Here is a 17,155-nt window from a genome sequence, read left to right as displayed (position 1 = left end):
GGATGCGGAGTCTCCCCCTCCGGGGAGACGTTCGCATCAGGGGTGGCGGTGCGAGGCCGTCGTGCGCCCGCGGGGGACGCCCGGCGGCTCCGGCAGGCGGATGGGGGTCGTGCCCGCGACCTCGTCGGAGAACTCCTCGGGGGCGAGGATCGGGAGTGGGCGCGTCTCGTCGATCGTCAGGCGGAAGCGGCGCGCGGCGTCGCGGTGCACCCGGCCAGACAGGAGCAGCCATGCCATGCCGATCGCGCAGGCGAGCAGGCCCGCACTCGCCCCCAGGACGATCGCCGCGCGGGGCCCCCAGACGTTCGCCACCCAGCCGGCGATGGGGGCGCCGATCGGGGTCGCCCCCATCAGGACCGCCATGTAAAGGGCGAGGACCCGGCCGCGCAGCCCCGGGTCGGTGGTCGTCTGCACGTATCCGTTCGCGGTGGTCAGCACCGTCACGGTGGCGAAGCCGACGAAGACGAGCGACACGGCGTAGAGGACGTAGGTCGGCATCGCGGACGAGGCGAGCGAGAACACCCCGAACCCGCCCGCGGCGACCATGACGACCCGCATCCGGGCGCGGTCCCGACGGGCGGCGAGCAGAGCGCCCGCCAGGGAGCCGATCGCCAGGATCGAGCTCAGCACCCCGTAGCCGTCGGCCTGCTGCCCGAACTCCAGCGCCATGGTGGAGGCGAAGATCGGGAAGTTCATGCCGAACGCGCCGATCAGGAAGACCATCACGAACGTCACGACGAGGTCGGGGCGGCCGGCGACGTAGCGGAACCCGTCGGCCAGCCGCGCCGCTCCCGGCGCCTTCACGCGCGGGATGAGCTCGCCGCGACGGATGAGCAGCAGGGCGACGAGCATGGCGAGGAACGTGCCGGCGTTGACGACGAACACCCAGCCGGAGCCCACGAGCACGATGAGGAATCCGGCGACGGCGGGGCCGAGCAGTCGTGCCGCGTTGAAGGAGGCGGAGTTCAGCGCGACGGCGTTGGCCGCGTTCTCCCGCGTGACGACGTCCGTGACGAACGCCTGGCGGGCGGGGGCGTCGAACGCGTTCACGACCCCGAACGCGAGCGCGAAGGCGAACATGAGCGGCAGGGTCATCACGCCGGAGAGGAGGAGGGCACCGGCGACGATCGCGAGGCCCATGAGCGTGGACTGCGTGGTCATGAGCAGTCGCCGTCGGTCGAAGCGGTCGGCGACCCATCCGGTGACGCCGACGAGCAGCAGCGGCGGCCCGAACTGCAGGGCCATCGTGACGCCCATCGCCGTCGCATCGTTGTCGGTGAGCTCGGTCAGCACGACCCAGTCCTGGGCGGTGGCCTGCATCCATCCGCCGATGTTGGAGACGAGAGCGCCGAGGAACCAGACGCGGTAGTTGAACAGCCCGAGCGAGCGGAACATCGCGGGGCCCCCGCGCCCGGCGGCTCCGCGCGTCGCGCCGGCGGCGCGTGGAGAAGGCCTGGTGGTCATCGCTCGGCCACCGCGCGCATGATCCCGGCGGCCACGGCGAGCGTCCTGCGCTGCTCGGCGTCGAGCTCGCCGAGGGCCTCTTCGAGCCAGGCGTTGCGGCGCCGTACGGTCTCCTCGACGACCGCGCGCCCCTCGTCGGTGAGCGAGACGTTCACCTTGCGGCGGTCGTCGTCGTCCGGGGTGCGCACGAGATAGCCGGACTCCTCCAGGAAGTTCACGGTGCGGTTCATCGACGGGGCGGTCACCCGCTCGCGGGCGGCGAGCTCGCCGAGCGTGTGCGGCCCGTGGACCTTCAGGTTCGCCAGCACCGCGTACTGGCCGTCGCTCATGGTGTCGACCGCCCGCTCGGCGCGGAGGCGCCGGGAGAGCTTGAACGTCGCCATCCGGAGGTCGGATGCGGCGTCCGAGAGCCCGGGGGGATGCTCGTCGGAAGGCGCCATATCGATCGTTAGCATAGCTTATTAGTATAGCTAAGTAAATCCGGGCTGCGCCCGTGCGGACCCGGGCGCAGCCCGGCCGCGGGCCCTAGACTCGTGCGCATGCCCGAGTTAATCGACGCGCACGGGGTGACGATCTTCTACGACGTGCACGTCGCGCGCACCGCGCCGCGCGCAGTCGTCCAGCTGCTCCACGGGGTCGGCGAGCACGCCGGCCGGTACGCGGCCCTCGTCGACGCGCTCACCGCGGCCGGCTACACGGTCTACGCCGACGACCACCGCGGGCACGGTCGCACCGGGCTGGGGCAGTGGAACGACGCCGCGCGGCTCGGCCGGCTCGGACCCGGCGGACACCGCGCGGCGGTCGAGGCCGTCTGGCAGCTCACGCAGCTGATCCGTCGCGAGCATCCCGACCTCCCCCTCGTCCTGCTCGGGCACTCGTGGGGGTCCTTCCTCGCGCAGATCCTGGTGAACCGGCATCCGGAGGCCTACGACGCGCTCGTGCTGTCGGGGTCGGCGCTGCGGATGCCGGGCACCCTCAACGCCGGCGACCTGAACGCGCCGTGGAAGGCGAAGGCCGCGATGGGCACCGAGTGGCTCTCGAGCGATCACGGCGTCGGCCGGGCGTTCCTCGACGACCCGCTCACGACCAGCGCCTCGCTCCTGTCGCTCTTCGGCCCGATCGACGCCGCGCGCCTGTTCGGGCGTCCCCGCAAGGACCTCGGCCGCGACCTGCCGCTCCTGCTGATGGTCGGCCGCGACGACACGGTCGGCGGTCCCCGCAGCGTCCACCGGCTCGCCGCGGCGTACCGCGAGCGGTCCGGGCTCACCGACGTGACGACCCTCGTCTACCCCGGCGCGCGGCACGAGATCTTCAACGAGGTCGTGCAGGCCGACGTGCGCGCCGACCTGCTCGCCTGGCTCGACCGCCGCTTCCCCGCCCGCGCCTGACCCGAGAGTCTCCGGGTTCGGCCCCTGAGCGAGGAGCGGAAGCGTCGAGACGGAGGGGCGCGTCGTCAGGGCGTGGGGAGGCCGGGCCGTTCATCACTCATGACATGTGTGGCGGGTGCTGTGAATGCTCCCCGGGATCTCGCGGACGGTGCGGGTGTCGTCTGCCGGGTGTCATGAGTTCTGCCCACGTTCGGACGGACATGAGCCCGCGGACCGGCTTTCGCGATCCCACGGAGCGCCCCGTCGGAGGCGCTGAGAAGCTGATGCCGAGGTCTCCCGTCCATCCGGTCTCTGAGCGAGAGCGGTGCCGGACGGGCAGGGAGGGGTGTCGCGGCTCCCGAGTAGAATCGAACGAGGGAGAGCCGTGTCACGAGAACAGGACGAGTCCGCCTCGCGGGGTGGCTTCGGTGCCGTGCGCGCGAAGCTCGTATCCCGCCCCAAGCTCGCCGACGTGGTCGCCGAGGGCATCTACATCGCGGCAGCCGCGACCCGGCTGACGCTCAAGAACCGTATCCTCGTCGACATCCTGTCGGCCGGCGAGGGCTTCGACGCCGATCGGTTCGTGCCCGAGGCGAGAGGGACGCTGCTGACGCTCGCGAGCGAGGCCGAGGCCGATGCCGAGCGGGCCGAGCACGAACGCAAGCTCGCGCGCCGCCGCTTCAGCGACTCGGACGGCACGCATGACTACCGCAGTCGCGACGTGCGCAACCTCCGCCGCCGCCGCAAGCAGTCCGAGCGCATCGCGAAGGAGCTGCGTGGGCGCGCGGAGGACCCCGAAGAGCTCCGCACGCTCGTGGAGGCCGCGCGGGAGGCGGCGTGGGCGGAGGTCGCGCGCAACATCGACAGCACCCTGCGCATCGAGGCGGCCAGGCCCGATCTCGAGCCCGACTACGGCATGATGCGCGCCGCGCGGATGCAGAGTCTGCGCCTCGTCGACCTGCCGCGGCTCGCCGCCCACCGCAGGGCGAAGGACCGCGATCGTGACGACACGGCCGTGCGGAGCGATGCCGACCCCGCCCCGCGGCAGAGGGGGATCGACCTCAGCGAGCTCGAGTGAGCCGAGCCTGCTCGATTCGCGAGCGCGCCCGCAGTGGGGTAGGCTCTCCTAGTGCCTGCGCGCCGGATTCGGACGCAGCACGGGCGCCCGTAGCTCAATGGATAGAGCATCTGACTACGGATCAGAAGGTTGGGGGTTCGAGTCCCTTCGGGCGCACACTGTGTTGAGACAGTGCCCCCGGCTCTTCGGAGCCGGGGGATTTTTCGTCTCCGGGCCGCGTGGGCGAGGGATTCAGAGGCCTCGCCGCGTGGGGAGGCGCTGATGTGCAAGAGCCGGGTCATGAGTTGCCCCGTCTGTCAGGTGGACAGGACCAAGAAAACGGAACAGATTCCGGTTAGTGAAGCCACCTCCTCCACCTCGCAGGTGCCCCGGTCCCGCATGTGCGAGCCGATACGCTCCTGGCCGCGCTGTCCGGCGAGATGATCGCCCACTGGCTCACCGAACAGGGCAAGAACCCGACCGAGCTCGCCGACGACCTGGCGGGGCTGGCCTGCTCGCTCACGCTTCCCGGCCCGCTCGCACGCGGTGACCGCACCGGGACGGGTGCGGTATGAGCGAGTTCTGGCGCAGAGACGATCTTCCGCATCTGGAGGCGAGGCGGTCCTCTCAGGAGAACTCCTGCTATCGCCCGCACACTCACGACACGTTCTCAGTGGGGCTGATCGACGCGGGCACCTCCGTTCTCGCCGGCCACCTCGGCGGCGTCATCCGCCTCCGCCCGGGAGACGTGGTCCTGATCCCCGCTGACCACGTGCACGACTGCAACCCTGACGACGGTGCGTGGCGGTACCAGATGATCCACATCGACCAGGAATGGGCGGCCTCCCTCGCACAGCATGATCCTCGGACTCGGCATCCAGTACCTCGGTTAGCCTCCGGGCGCCAGATCGCACCGCTTGTGATACCGGGACCGTCACGACACAGCAGCGGGTGACGCTCTCTACGAGTGATTCGCTCGCACTGGTCCCGGCGCTATGGCGGAGTGTTCATAACGGGCATGGATGAATCGGGCGGGCTTTGCTCTTTCCTCTGATCGCGAGGCGAGGCATAGCCTGACGGCGCACCGTCGCACGCGGTGCTTCGTGGATCTCGAGGAGCGGCGAAGATGGCGGATGCGACGGTGCTCAGCTCCTGGCTGCGGACCGGCGCGGACGCCGGGGGAGTCGACTGCGGCGATGCGGGCACCAGCGCGCAGCGCATCGCCGACGCGCTTCGCATCGCGATGCGAGAGGGAGGGCTCGTTCCCGGTCAGCGCCTCATCGAGGCCGAGGTCGCCGAGCAGTTCGACGTCTCGCGCGCGACGGTGCGGGAGGCGATCCTCCGGCTGGACGAAGCGGGACTGGTCACGACGCTGCGATATCGCGGCGCGCAGGTGCGCCGGGTGGATCGCGCATGCGCCGCCGACCTGGTATCCCTCCTGACACCTGTGCAGGTGCACGCGGCGGCGCTCGCCTGCACATCCAGGACGGCGGGCGACATGACGCGGATGAACGAGCTCGTGGGTGAGGTGGCGCAGGCGGCGCGGTTCGCCCTGTGGGGACGCGTCGCCGTGCTCGATCGCGTGCTCGACCGGACCATCGCGCGTTCGACACGGAACACGGCCCTCGTCGACACGGTCGACTCCCTGCAGTTGCAGCTATGCCTGCATCGCCTGCGGCCCTCGGCGCTCGTGCGGATCGGTGACGACATGGCCGATCGGGAGGGCGTCGTCGACGCGATCGGCCGGCGGGACAGGGAAGACGCCCAGCGGCACGAGCACTCGCGCCGCCTTCGGCTCGAAGCGCTCTTCGGGAGGACCCGAGCATGACGGAGGAAACGATGACGACCCAGAGCGACCTGCAGGCCCGATCCGCGGCGACTGCGCAGTGGTGGCGGGCGGTGCTGGGTCAGTATCCGACGGGCGTGGTGCTCGTCTCGTCGCTCGACGAGGACGGTGAGCGCCTCGGGATGGTGGTCGGCAGCTTCGCCGCGGTGTCGAAGGACCCTCCTCTGGTGTCGATCATGCCCGCGCGGGACTCCTCGACCTATCCGCGCATCCAAGCGCAGGGGCGGTTCGCCGTCAGCGTGCTCGGCTCGCGGCACGAAGAGCTGTGCCGGGCGTTCTCGCGGAAGACGCCCGATCGCTGGGACACGGCGCACTGGGAGGACACGCCCGGCGGTCTTCCGCGCCTGGCGGACGCCGTCTCATGGTTCGAGTGCCGCGTCCGGAACACGCACGAGGCGGGCGACCACTCCATCGTGCTTGCTGAGGTGACAGAGTTCGGCGCCGGTGTGCCTGGTGCGGGACTGCCGCTGATCTACTTCCGCGGTGGATACGGGTCGTTCACGGTCTCGTCACTGGACTACGACGTCGCAGGGCTGTCGCGCCAGCTGGCCCAGGTGGATGCGATCCGTGCCGAGGTGCGCGCTTTCGCCGAACGGTGGAACGCCGAGTGCGTGGTCTACGGGAGGGCGGCGGACCTGGTCCTCGTGCTGCACGCGGCGAACCTGCGCAGCCACCTCGCGCCGGCGGCACGTCCGGTGGGAGCGACGTTCTCGTTCGCCGCGCCCCTCGCCGCCGCATTCGCGGCCTGGGGCGACGAGGACACCGTGCACACCTGGACAGAGAACGCGCGCCACCTCGTGGGCGGGCTGGATCGCGGGGTCATCGACGAGCTCCTGCAGTCCACGCGCGCCCGTGGCTTCGGCGTGTGGCTGAACTCCTCCGCGCTCGAGGCCTTCCAGCGCATCTCCACCGAGGGACCTGCCGGGCCCGACGACATCGATCGCTTCTGGTGCGGCGTCGCCGACGAGGTCCGCGCCGCCGCCGCCGGATGGGAGCAGGAGCTGACGGCGGCATCATCCGTGCAGATCCCGATCGTCGGGGCCGACGGGCGGGCGGAGGTCATCGTTTCGGTCAGCCACCTCGGCGAGCTGATCGCCGCGCAGCAGACGTCCGGGGACGAAGGCGCCCTGCAGGCGTTCGCCGCGGATCTCGTGCGCCTCAGCGGTCGGGGGACCCCGTGACGACGGCGCCGCAGGCACGGCTGCGCGCGCCCCATCGGTTCAGCTCGTCCTGCTGCTCGCGCAGGGACGCCGCGATCGCGTCGTAGGAGTCCTGGCCCGCGGCGAAGCGCAGGGGAGGGTTCGCCGACTCGACGATGGCCATCACGGCGCGGGCGAGGTCGGCGGGGTCGCCCGACGGCGAGCCGACGACCGAGGCGAATGCCGCTTCGCGGACGCCGTCATAGCCGGCCAGCGACTGCGAGGTCGACCGCGAGGACGCGGCGAAGCCGGTCGCGTATGCGCCGGGGGAGACGGTTGTGACACGGATGCCGAAGCCCCGGGTCTCGGCATCGAGCCCGGCCCCGAGCCCCTCGACGGCGAACTTGGTCGCGCTGTACGGCGCAACCAGCGAGGTCGACACCCTGCCGGCCACCGAGGAGATGTTGACGATGCGTCCGCCTCCCTGGGCGCGCATGAGGGGGACCGTCGCGCGGACGGTGCGCAGCGTGCCGAAGAAGTTCACCTCGAAGAGCGCCCGCACCTCTTCGTCGGTGGCCTCCTCGACCGCGGCGAGCATGCCCACGCCCGCGCAGTTCACGAGCACATCGATGCCGCCAAAGCGCTCGCGGGCGACGCGCACCGCCTCCGCCACGTCGTCGTCGCGGGTGACGTCGAGCCGCAGTGCCAGTGCGTGGTCGGGGTAGGCGTCGGCGAACAGCTGCACCGCGGCGGCATCCGACCCGGTCGCGGCCACCCGATCGCCCTGTGCGAGGGCGGCCTCGGCGATCGCGCGGCCGATTCCGCTGCCCGCCCCGGTGATGAGCCAGCGTCGTGATCCTGTCATCGCGAGGCCTCAGTTCCCGTGTTCGAAGACGCCGTGCGGGTCGCGACGTGCTCGGATCTCCGCGAGTCGTCGAGCGGTCGCGGCCGGCCACAGACGGGATCGGAAGGTCTGGGCGGACGGATGGTTCGCCCAGTTGTAGTTGACCTCGGGGCCGCTGTAGCCCACCAGTGCGTCTCGGATCGTGTGCCCCGCGGCTTCGACGACCGCCCATGGTGCCGCCGCATCATCGGGGACCCCGAGCACGAGGACGCTGAAGGGCTGCGAGCGTCCGCCGACGGCATCGGGATGCTCGCCGGGCCGCGCGATCGCGCCCCCCAGCATCCGAACCTCGACGGTGACCAGCGGGGAGGCGCAGTCGCCCCCGCTGTGGAGCAGCAGCACGTCGACGAGGTCGTGATCGATCCGGTCGATGAAGTCCCCCCACTCCCACACCGGGAGGGGTCCTTCGGGCTCGGCGTGGATCTCTGCGATGCGGTCGCTGGGAAGCAGCCCCACCGTGTCGAGTATCGGGGTCCCGGCACGTGCGCGCCATCGCGTCAGAGCGGCCTCGCCCGCCGAGATCAGCTCCTCGCCGGAGAGCCCGACCTCGACATACGCGAACCGCACGTGGAGGACGGGCGCGCCACCAAGCGGCGGCGGAACCTCCGGAGGCAGGCGGAGGATCGCGATCGATGTGTTTGTCGACTCGGGCACGTCCTCGATCCAGTCCGCCCACTCGTGGGCGACGCGGGCGATGTCGGCGGCGGCGTAGAAGAGCCCGCCGCCGTAGACGTGCGGCATCCGCGGCGCGGCGATCGTCATCTCGGTGACGACACCGAGGCCCACCTTCCCTCCACGCAGTGCCCAGAAGAGATCCTCGTTCTCGACCGGGCTCGCCACGAGCACGTCGCCCCGGCCGTCGACCACGCGGATCGAACGGATCCAGTCGCTGGCCATGCCCAGCGATCGACCGAGCGGCCCGATGCCGCCGCCCAGGAGCAGCCCCACAGCGCCCACCGTCTTGGCCGAGCCCGTGACGGCTCCGAGCCCATGACGGTGAAGCTCCGGCACGACGTCGATCCAGCGCAGGCCCGCGCCGATCGTGAACGTGGCGGCAGCCGCATCGATCGCGAGGCGGCTCAGATGTTGGGTCTTGAGCAGGATCCCGTGGTCGAGCGTCCGATAGGCGCCGTGCCCGGTCAGCTGCGGGTGCACGGTCTGCCCGTTCGCCACGGCCCAGCGCACGGTCGTCTGGACGTCGGCCTCATCGGCCACCACGACGACGAGCTCCGGCGATGTGGGGGAGAGAAGGTTGAAGCCGCCGACGTTGTCGACGAACCCGGGCTCTCCGGGAAGGAACACCTCTCCCCGGAGACTCGCCCGGAGGCCGTCGACGTCGGGAGCGAGCTCGCGTGCCATGGGTTCCCTCTCTGCGGGCGCGCCCATGCGCCCGTGCTGCCAGACGGAGGTCAGCCTAGGGGCGCGGATCCCGAGGAGGGAAAGACCAATCCACCCCGGCATTCATGCGGGATCGATGATGAGTGCGCGCACTCAGATCTGGATGAGCGTGTCCTCGGTGGCGTCGACCACCGCGTCGAAGACCGTCGACAGGGTCGGCGAGGAGTCGTCCGAGCGTCCGATGAGGTAGATCGGAAGCACCACGTTGTCGATCGGCAGGATCACGACGCCTTCCCGCAGCCGGCCGGCGAAGCTCTCGGGGACGACCTCGATCCCGTGGCCAGCCGCCACCCCTGTGAAGTGCTCGTCGAAGTCTGAGACCTCTTCGGCCACACGGATCGTGAACCCTGCCTGGGCGCTGAGGCGGTGCAGCGCCGAGCCCTCCCGGAAGGCGCGGTTGCTCGGGAGGATCCAGGCCTCCTCCGCCAGTTCGCTGAGGCCGACCGACGACCTGCCGGCGAGCGGATGATCTTCCGGCAGCGCCACGACCATCGCCTCATTGGTGATGAGGAGACGGTGCAGATTCGCGGCTCCCGTCGGCGCGACGCACAGTGCCGCGTCGATGCGGCGCTCGAGAACGGCTTCGACGAGCTTGCTCGAGCTCTCGGCCACGATGGTGAGCTCGATATCGGGGTTGATCTCGCGGAGGCGATTGACGATCGCGCGTTTGACCTCGGTGCTCACCGCCGAGTACACGCCGAGTGTCACGGGCCCGGTTCCGCCGCGCCGGAGGTGGGTGGCGGCCTCCAGTGCCCGGTCGTAGCTCTCGACGGCGATCCGCGCATGCTCGGCGAAGGCCTGACCTTCGTTGGTGAGTTCGACCTGGCGCGTGCTGCGTGCGAACAGGCGCAGCTGGAGGGATTCCTCGAGCTTTCGGATGTTGGCGCTCAGAGCGGGCTGGGCCAGATGCAGTCGGTCGGCGGCACGGCTGAAATGGAGTTCCTCCGCGACAGCAAGGAACTGTCGGAGGTGACGTATCTCCACGTTCATCTACACACCCATCGCCTTTGCCTGAGTCCCTCCGAGCATAGCCGTGCTCGCTGGGGACTGCCTGCGCGGCGTACCGCGTTCGGGCTCAGACGATCGGCGCCACCTCGTCGGCGAAGTCGACGAAGGCGCGCCAGCTACGGGCATCCGCCTTCTCGCGGTACATGTCTCCGGGGACCGTGAACGCGTGCGGCGCGCCCGAGTACACCGAGATCTGCCAGTCCACCTCGGGCGCGGTGCGCAGCTCGTCGGCGAAGGCCTTGACGTCCTCGTCGGGGGCGATCGGGTCCGACCCGCCCGTGAGGATCAGCACGGGCGCTGCGATCGCCTGGACCTCGGGTGGATCTTGCGTGATGAGTCGACCGTGGAACGAGACGACGCCGGCGGATCGCTGGCCCGTACGGGCGTGCTCCAGGGCGACCGTACCGCCGAAGCAGTACCCGATGACGAGGATGTCGTCGGGGGTGAACCCTCGATCGGTGAGCGCATCGAAGGCCGCCTGCGCGCGGCCGCGCATGAGCGGCAGATCCGCGTAGTACTTCTGCGATTCCGCGCGCATCTCGGGGATCGTCGCCGGGCGCACGCCGTCTCCGTAGACGTCGCCGGCGAAGACCGTGTAACCCAGGCCCGCGATCATCCGGGCTCGGGCCTCGACGTAGGGGCCCGGCCCCATCCAGGCGTGGAAGACGAGCACCGCCTTCGGGCTCCCGCCCTCGGGTTCGGCGATGAATCCGCGCAAAGGGGTCGCGCCGTGCAGGTACTCCACATCGTGGACCGCGATGGGGCGGTCATGTCGCGGCGAGACGGTGGTCAGCAGGTGCTGGAGATTCTCGGGCAGATCCTCGATCGACATCCGGCGGTTCCCCTTTCTCTTGACACGACGCCGTGTTCCTTTCCAAACTTACTTGTGCACGGATAGTCCGTCAACGTACTATCTGGCGACCGACGACGAAGGAGACCGTCATGTCCACCCCCACCAGCATCATTCCTGACGCGGAAGCGGCCCACCCGGAGTTCTACGAGGCGCTCGCCGCCCAGCACGTCAAGGCGCTGTGGACCATTCCCGGGACGCTCGCGCCGGAGCCGACCCTCGACGAGGTTCCGTACGTCTGGCACGCGCGCGACCTCTGGCCGCTCCTGGAGAAGGCCGCGGAGTTCATCAGCCCCGACGACGCCGAGCGTCGCGCGTTCAATGCGTCCAACCCGAAGCGTGTCTTCGGTACAAGCCATAACCTCGTCGCCGGCTACCAGATGGTGCTGCCCGGTGAGACGGCTCCCGCGCACCGCCACACACCCAGCGCCATCCGCCTCATGCTGCGAGGCGGCGGCATCACGACCGTCGAGGGTGAGCCGGTCTGGATGGAGCGCGGTGACCTGGTCCTCACACCGCCGGTGTCGTGGCACGACCACCGTCACCCGGGCGACGAGCCGATGATCTGGCTCGACGGCCTCGACGTGCCGTTCGTCCGCGGACAGCACGCGCAGTTCGCGGAGGAGTACCCGAACGAGCAGCTGCAGGACCTCACCCGGCCCCAGGATGCCAGCGTCGCGGAATACGGTGTCGGTCTGGTGCCGGCGCACAGCACGTGGACGCGCAAGCACTCGCCCTTGAACAAGTACGCCTACTCGACGACGCGGCCGGCCCTCCTGCGCCTGTGGGAGGTAGAGGGATCGCCGACGTCGGGATCGACCCTCGAGTACGTGAACCCGCTGACCGGCGGACCCGTCATCCCCACGATCTCGTCGTACCTCTCGTACATCCCCGAGGGCGGCGCATCCAAGCCGGAACGCCACACACCGAGCAAGATCTTCTGCGTGCTCGAGGGCGGCGGCCACTCGATCATCAACGGCGAGCGCTTCGACTGGGAGGAGAACGACTTCTTCGTCGTCCCGTCGTGGCACTGGTATCAGCACATCGCCGATCAGGGTGACGCGGTCCTGTACTCCCTCAGCGACTGGCCGATCTACGAGCCGTTCGACCTCGTGCGCCGTGAGGTCCGCGACGAGTACCCGCAGCTGTGAGCGCCGCACCGGAGCAGGCCGCGCGGGTCGCGGTGATCGGATGCGGCATCGGTGGCATCGCCACCGCGCTCGCGCTCGCCAAGAAGGGCATCACGGTCGCCGTCTACGAGCGTGCACCGGACATCGGTGAGGTCGGCGCAGGCCTGCAGGTGGGCCCCAACGCCGGACGTATCCTCGCGGATCTCGGAGTGCTCGAGCACCTCACGGTGAAGGCGGTCCTCCCGGAGCGTGCGGTCATGCGCTCGATCGACTCGGGCGAGGAGATCATCTCGATCGACCTGTCGAGCTTCCCTGAGCGATACGGGTCCCCCTACCGGGTCATGCATCGCGGAGACCTGCTGTCGGGCCTGATGAAGGCGGCCGTCGACACGGGGCTGGTCGCGGTGCATCCGGGAAAGGAGCTCGTGTCGGCGACGCAGGACGCCGACGTCGTCACCGCCGTCTTCGCCGACGGGACCACGGCCTCCGCCGAGGTGCTGGTCGGGGCCGATGGCATCCGATCGCGCGTGCGTGAGATCCTCGGCGACGACTCGCCGCCGCTCGCGTCCACCTACGTGATCTACAGGGGAACGTTCCCACGCACTCCCGAGTTCGAGAACGCCGTGACGCTGCAGACGGGTCCGCACCACCACGTGATGCACTATCCGATCCGCGGCGGTGAGGAGATGAACCTCGTCTGCTCCTTCCGCAGCGTCCGCGGACCGGTGGGCAGCGACGCGTGGGGGACGGCCGAGGAGCTCGACGAGGTGTTCGCGACTGCGAATCCCGTCGTGCGGGCCGCGATCGCGAACCTGGACCGGACGAAGAAGTGGGTGCAGTTCGACCGCGATCCGCGTCCGGGTTGGACGCAAGGCCGGTTCCTGCTGATCGGCGACGCGGCGCATTCGGCGCACCAGTACTTCGCCCAGGGCGCCTGCCAGGCTCTCGAGGACGCCGTCGTGCTCGCCGGCCTGCTGTCCGAGGCTGACGACCTCTCGCAGCCGCTGGAGCGGTTCGAGCAGATCCGTTACCCGCGCACGGCCGCGGTCCAACGCGGGTCGCGGTGGTGGGGCGAGCTCACGCATGTCGAGGCCGCCGAGGCCGCCGTCCGAGATCAGATGCTCGGCGCGATCGGCGACACCGGGCTCGACCACCTCGACTGGCTCTACGGTGACGCGTCGCTTCCGATCCCGCCGGTCCCCGACTCCCGCGATGTGTATGAGGCGATCCCCGGGACCGAGCGCGTGCTGGGTCGCCGATCGTGAGGCTCGGGCTCTTCGGCGGCGGCCGGCTCGGCGTCGTCGTGGGCGACCTCGTCCACGACGCCTCGGCTCTCGTGCCGATCGAGGCGGCCGGCGTCGGAGGGGCGCTCGCCGCCCTCATCCGGTCGGGGGCGGCGCTCGACGCCGACGATGTCGCCGCCGCCCCCGCGTTTCCGCTCGAGGGCATCGAGTGGGAGGCGCCGCTGCCGCGTCCGGGGAAGATCATCGGAGCGCCCGCGAACTACTTCGAGCACGTGGACGAGATGCCGGACTCGTCCACCGTGGTCGAGTGGGGCGTGTTCCTGAAGGCGGGCACGTCCGTGCTCGCACCCGGGGGCACCATCCGACTGCCCTACCTCGACAAGAGGACCGATCACGAGGGCGAGCTCGCCGTCGTGATCGGCCGCGGCGGCCGCGACATCTCACTCGAGAGCGCGCGCGCACACGTCTTCGGCTACACGTGCGCGCTGGACATCACCGTGCGCTCGACCGAGGACCGATCTACCCGGAAGTCATTCGACACGTTCACCCCCCTGGGGCCGCTCGTCGTGACGGCGGACGAGCTCGGGAGCGACGGCGACCTCGGCCTGCGGCTGACCGTGAACGGCGGCCTCCGGCAGGAGTCGACGACGGCGAAGCTCATATACGGGGTGCCGGAGCTCATCGCCTATGCGAGCTCGGTCATGACCCTCGAGCCCGGAGACGTCATTGCGACGGGAACGCCCGCCGGCGTCGGGCCGATCGTCGACGGCGACGTCGTCGAGGTGAGTATCGATCGCGTCGGCAGCCTGCGGGTGGAGGTCACGGCGGACGGCGCTATCCGCTACGCCGACCGCCCCGGTCCGCGCACCGCCCTGCAGCGTGGCTAGACTCCCCGGTGTGGACACCTCCTCGCGGGATACGGGCGCCGACCCGTCGCCCATGGAGCACCGCCCCGGCCATCTGATCCGACGCGCGCACCAGATCCACGATGCCCTGTGGGTGTCGCAGGTGGCGCAGGCGTCGCAGGACGCGACGCCGACCCAGTTCGCCGTGCTGAGCGTCGTCGCCCATCTCGGGTCGTGCGACCAGGCGACCATCGCTCGGTCGGCGTCGCTGGACACCTCGACGGCGGGGTCGGTCATCTATCGGCTGACCGAGCGGGGCTGGCTGCGTTCGGAGCCCTCGTCGGCGGATCGGCGGCGCAACGTGCTGCAGCTGACGCCGGAGGGCGAAGAGGTCTACCTTCGGCTCGCGGCGGCCGCCACTGCGATGACCGACCAGTTGCAGGCGCCGCTCGAGCCCGCCGAGCGCGCCGAGCTGATCCGGCTCCTGCGTCGCCTGGTCGCCGGGCACGAGCGCGCCTGAGGGCACCGCGTCGCGGTCGCCGTGTCGGCGGTGTGGATCGGCGCTCATAACGGGGTCCGATGAATACGGCCCGAACTGCTCTTTCCCCTGCATCCATCCCCCTGCGTAGCGTGATTCGCAGATCGGAACGCTCATGGACGAGCCGTTCCCCGAGCAGCGAAGGGAAGGTCGCGAATGGTTTCGCTGTCGCTCGCGTGCGGAGCCTACGACCGGACTCTGCCCATCCTGAACGGTCATGTCCGGATCGAAGGCGTGGACCTCAGCGCCATCGCGCTCCAGCCCGAGGAGACCTTCTTCCGGATGGTGAGCCACCGGGAGTTCGACGTGTCGGAGATGTCGTTCTCCAGCTACCTGCTCACTCGTGAGCGTGGGGAGCCGTTCGTGGCGATCCCGGTCTTCCCCTCGAAATCCTTCCGGCACAGCGGCATCTACGTTCGTGCCGACGCGGGGATCGAACGGCCCGAGGACCTCGTCGGCCGCACGGTCGGGATCCCCGAGTTCCAGGTGACCGCTGCCGTCTGGATCCGCGGCATCCTCTCCGACTATCACGGTGTGCCCGCGGATTCGGTGGTGTACCGCAACGGCGGACTCTACGCGCGCGGGCGGACCGAGAAGATCGCCATCCGCCCGCGCGGCATCGACCTGCAGCCCATCAGCGCGCACGACACCCTGGGCGAAGCGCTGCTGGGCGGTGAGGTCGATGCCGTCTACTCGCCGCGTCCGCCCCAGCAGTTCCTCGACGGCGATCCCCGCGTCGTGCGGCTGTTCGCCGACACTCGCGCGGCCGAGACGGCCTACTTCCGAGAGAGTGGGATCTTCCCGATAATGCACACGATCGTGATCCGACGCGAGGTGTACGAGCGCGATCGCTGGATCGCCCAGTCGCTCGTGAAGGCGTTCACGGAGGCGCGTGATCAGGCGATCGCAGCGCTGAAGTACCCCGGCGCGCTCGTGACGAGCCTCCCGTTCGCGTCGCAGGACATCCTCGACACGATCGAGCTGATGGGCGAGGACTACTGGTCCTACGGCTTGCCGGCCAACCGAAACAACCTCGAGACGCTCGTCAGATACGAGCACGAGCAGGGTCTCATCGCCGAGCGACCCGCGCTGGAGGACCTCTTCGCATCCGAGACCCTGAGCTCGGTCGTCGTCTGAAACAAGGAGCAGAGAAATGACACGCACACCGAAGGTCGTCGTCGCCGGCGGCGGGATCGGCGGCCTGACCGCCGGCATCGCGCTGGCCAAGCGAGGAATCGACGTCCAGGTCTTCGAGCAGGCGCCCGCGATCGGTGAGATCGGCGCTGGGCTCACCCTCTCGCCCAACGCCCTCAAGGCCTATGAGGGACTCGGAGTCCGCGATGCGATCGAGGCCATCGGCTTCGACGCCGAGTGGCAGGTCGTCCGCCGCTGGAACGACGGTGCCGAGGTCTCCCGAGTCAATCGGAGCGGGTACGCGGACATCTTCGGAGCCCCTTACATCTCGCTTCACCGCGCCGACTTCGTCGAGGTGCTCGCCGAGAACCTCCCCGACGGGATCCTGAACCTCGGCACCCGCGCGGTGGGCGCCGAGAGCACCGCCGGCGGCGCCGTGCTGCGCTTGGATGACGGCCGCGAGATCGAGGCCGATCTCGTCATCGGCGCCGACGGAGTCCGCTCGGCTGTGCGATCGAGCATCATGGAGACGACCGAGCCCCGTTTCACCGGAACCGTGTGCTTCCGCGGTCTCGTGCCCTTCGACGAGGTCGCCGACGCCGTGCAGACGAAGGATTGGATGCTGTACGTGGGTCCCGAGCGCCACGTCATCTCTTACATGGTCCGCCGAGGAGACGTCGTGAACTTCGTCGCGCACGTCGACACCGACAGCTGGCTGGGCGAATCCTGGACCCGGGAGGCAGACCCGTCGGAGATCCTCGACGTCTTCGAGGGCTGGCACGAACCGCTGCTGAAGCTGCTCGCCTCGTCGACGACCTACTACAAATGGGCGCTGTACGACCGGGACCCGATCCCCTCGTGGTCGCGCGGGAACGTGACCCTGCTCGGCGATGCCGCTCACGCGATGCCGCCCTTCATCGGTCAGGGCGCCGGCATGTCGGTGGAGGACGCCTACGCCATCGCTGCGGCGATCGACTACACCCCCGGCGACATCCCCGCGGCGCTCGCGCGCTACGAGGCGCTGCGCGTCGGCCGGGCGAACGAGATGGTCGCGCGAGCCCGTGCAGGACGTGACAAGTACCACCTCAAGGAGAGCTGGGACCCGAAGCCCGTCGGCGAGCAGAACCGGACGGGAATCGCCCACGACGACATCTACCACTACGACATCCGCGAGGCGGCGGACTTCGGAGCATCGGCGCCCGCCGTCGGCTGAGCCACCTCGCGAGGCGCA

The 17,155-nt window shown here is 70.0% G+C and carries 18 protein-coding genes and 1 tRNA gene; 13 read left to right on the top strand and 6 right to left on the bottom strand.

The genetic code is table 11. The annotated features are described in order from the left end of the window. Positions 1 to 36 precede the first annotated feature (36 nt). Both GVL03_RS04895 and GVL03_RS04890 read right to left on the bottom strand, forming a co-directional pair. Complete coding sequence (locus tag GVL03_RS04895; protein ID WP_159499872.1) at positions 37 to 1,395, bottom strand: MFS transporter; 1,359 nt, start codon at positions 1,393 to 1,395, stop codon at positions 37 to 39. A 65-nt stretch (positions 1,396 to 1,460) separates the two neighbouring features. Then, complete coding sequence (locus GVL03_RS04890; RefSeq protein ID WP_159499871.1) at positions 1,461 to 1,919, bottom strand: MarR family winged helix-turn-helix transcriptional regulator; 459 nt, start codon at positions 1,917 to 1,919, stop codon at positions 1,461 to 1,463. Between the two features lie 84 nt (positions 1,920 to 2,003). Here GVL03_RS04890 and GVL03_RS04885 point away from each other — a divergent pair, with 84 nt between their 5' ends. The 7 genes from GVL03_RS04885 to GVL03_RS04855 all read left to right on the top strand — a co-directional run bounded on the left by GVL03_RS04885 (position 2,004) and on the right by GVL03_RS04855 (position 6,915). Beyond that, complete coding sequence (locus GVL03_RS04885; RefSeq protein WP_159499870.1) at positions 2,004 to 2,852, top strand: alpha/beta fold hydrolase; 849 nt, start codon at positions 2,004 to 2,006, stop codon at positions 2,850 to 2,852. A gap of 364 nt (positions 2,853 to 3,216) precedes the next feature. Continuing rightward, complete coding sequence (locus GVL03_RS04880; RefSeq protein WP_306770309.1) at positions 3,217 to 3,909, top strand: asparagine synthase; 693 nt, start codon at positions 3,217 to 3,219, stop codon at positions 3,907 to 3,909. 83 nt (positions 3,910 to 3,992) lie between these two features. Further along, positions 3,993 to 4,065 (top strand) — tRNA-Arg (locus tag GVL03_RS04875). Positions 4,066 to 4,289: 224 nt separating this feature from the next. Then, entirely contained in the window at positions 4,290 to 4,463 is a 174-nt protein-coding gene (locus tag GVL03_RS04870; protein ID WP_159499869.1) for a hypothetical protein, read from the top strand. Continuing rightward, a complete protein-coding gene (locus GVL03_RS04865) occupies positions 4,460 to 4,843 on the top strand; it encodes an AraC family ligand binding domain-containing protein (RefSeq protein WP_159499868.1) in 384 nt (127 codons plus the stop codon). The genes GVL03_RS04870 and GVL03_RS04865 overlap by 4 nt, the downstream gene beginning before the upstream one ends. Before the next feature lie 171 nt (positions 4,844 to 5,014). Next, complete coding sequence (locus GVL03_RS04860; protein WP_159499867.1) at positions 5,015 to 5,716, top strand: GntR family transcriptional regulator; 702 nt, start codon at positions 5,015 to 5,017, stop codon at positions 5,714 to 5,716. Next, positions 5,713 to 6,915, top strand: coding sequence for a flavin reductase family protein (locus GVL03_RS04855; RefSeq protein WP_159499866.1), 1,203 nt, complete (start codon positions 5,713 to 5,715; stop codon positions 6,913 to 6,915). The genes GVL03_RS04860 and GVL03_RS04855 overlap by 4 nt, the downstream gene beginning before the upstream one ends. On the opposite strand, the gene GVL03_RS04850 is transcribed toward GVL03_RS04855, so the two are convergent. The 4 genes from GVL03_RS04850 to GVL03_RS04835 all read right to left on the bottom strand — a co-directional run bounded on the left by GVL03_RS04850 (position 6,893) and on the right by GVL03_RS04835 (position 11,015). Then, complete coding sequence (locus GVL03_RS04850) at positions 6,893 to 7,738, bottom strand: SDR family oxidoreductase (protein WP_159499865.1); 846 nt, start codon at positions 7,736 to 7,738, stop codon at positions 6,893 to 6,895. The genes GVL03_RS04855 and GVL03_RS04850 overlap by 23 nt on opposite strands. Before the next feature lie 9 nt (positions 7,739 to 7,747). Next, positions 7,748 to 9,136 (bottom strand): FAD-binding oxidoreductase, encoded by a 1,389-nt coding sequence (locus GVL03_RS04845; protein ID WP_159499864.1) that lies wholly within the window; start codon positions 9,134 to 9,136, stop codon positions 7,748 to 7,750. A gap of 132 nt (positions 9,137 to 9,268) precedes the next feature. Further along, positions 9,269 to 10,165, bottom strand: coding sequence for a LysR family transcriptional regulator (locus tag GVL03_RS04840; protein ID WP_159499863.1), 897 nt, complete (start codon positions 10,163 to 10,165; stop codon positions 9,269 to 9,271). Positions 10,166 to 10,250: 85 nt separating this feature from the next. Continuing rightward, a complete protein-coding gene (locus tag GVL03_RS04835) occupies positions 10,251 to 11,015 on the bottom strand; it encodes a dienelactone hydrolase family protein (protein WP_159499862.1) in 765 nt (254 codons plus the stop codon). 110 nt (positions 11,016 to 11,125) lie between these two features. Here GVL03_RS04835 and GVL03_RS04830 point away from each other — a divergent pair, with 110 nt between their 5' ends. From GVL03_RS04830 to GVL03_RS04805, 6 genes are all read left to right on the top strand, one after another. Then, positions 11,126 to 12,184, top strand: a complete 1,059-nt coding sequence (locus GVL03_RS04830) for a cupin domain-containing protein (RefSeq protein WP_159499861.1) — start codon at positions 11,126 to 11,128, stop codon at positions 12,182 to 12,184. After that, a complete protein-coding gene (locus tag GVL03_RS04825) occupies positions 12,181 to 13,428 on the top strand; it encodes an FAD-dependent monooxygenase (protein WP_159499860.1) in 1,248 nt (415 codons plus the stop codon). Before GVL03_RS04830 ends, GVL03_RS04825 begins: the two co-directional genes overlap by 4 nt. Continuing rightward, positions 13,425 to 14,294, top strand: coding sequence for a fumarylacetoacetate hydrolase family protein (locus GVL03_RS04820; RefSeq protein ID WP_159499859.1), 870 nt, complete (start codon positions 13,425 to 13,427; stop codon positions 14,292 to 14,294). Before GVL03_RS04825 ends, GVL03_RS04820 begins: the two co-directional genes overlap by 4 nt. Positions 14,295 to 14,304: 10 nt before the next feature. Next, positions 14,305 to 14,772 carry a MarR family winged helix-turn-helix transcriptional regulator gene (locus GVL03_RS04815; protein ID WP_159499858.1) on the top strand — a complete coding sequence of 156 codons (468 nt, stop codon included), beginning with the start codon at positions 14,305 to 14,307 and terminating at the stop codon, positions 14,770 to 14,772. Between the two features lie 174 nt (positions 14,773 to 14,946). Then, complete coding sequence (locus tag GVL03_RS04810) at positions 14,947 to 15,927, top strand: ABC transporter substrate-binding protein (RefSeq protein WP_159499857.1); 981 nt, start codon at positions 14,947 to 14,949, stop codon at positions 15,925 to 15,927. A 16-nt stretch (positions 15,928 to 15,943) separates the two neighbouring features. After that, positions 15,944 to 17,137 carry an FAD-dependent monooxygenase gene (locus tag GVL03_RS04805; RefSeq protein WP_159499856.1) on the top strand — a complete coding sequence of 398 codons (1,194 nt, stop codon included), beginning with the start codon at positions 15,944 to 15,946 and terminating at the stop codon, positions 17,135 to 17,137. The last annotated feature ends 18 nt before the right edge of the window (positions 17,138 to 17,155 follow it).

It is taken from the genome of Microbacterium sp. 18062, assembly GCF_902706225.1.
GTDB lineage: Bacteria > Actinomycetota > Actinomycetes > Actinomycetales > Microbacteriaceae > Microbacterium.
Note: the sequence above shows the minus strand (reverse complement) of the source record. Positions and strands in the feature narration are given on the sequence as shown.